At 53.6% G+C, this 239-nt stretch carries 1 protein-coding gene; it reads right to left on the reverse strand.

From position 1 onward, the window contains the following. A partial coding sequence (locus F1735_RS37730; RefSeq protein WP_373888643.1) for an RHS repeat-associated core domain-containing protein occupies nt 1-118 on the reverse strand: 118 nt, incomplete at its 3' end. Nucleotides 119-239: the final 121 nt, after the last annotated feature.

The raw sequence follows: 239 nt of genomic DNA on the forward strand, positions 1-239 counted from the left end.
TGCACGCGGCCATACAGGTCGAATCCAATCCAAAGGGATCAATGAACGTCAGTGGATTTCCCCCGACATAGCCGTACGTATTGATCCCGCCGCCAAGCCCGATCGGATCGCTCTGCACATACCGCCCACCCGACGCGCACTTTCCTAAATTTCGCCACTTTCCCTAGTCGAATCAACAGCTTGAAGCAGCTAAATTCAGATGCCGCCCCGGTATTGTTGCAAATTTCCCTAGACACGCA

The organism is Massilia genomosp. 1 (assembly GCF_011682185.1).
Taxonomy (GTDB): domain Bacteria; phylum Pseudomonadota; class Gammaproteobacteria; order Burkholderiales; family Burkholderiaceae_D; genus Telluria_A; species Telluria_A rubra.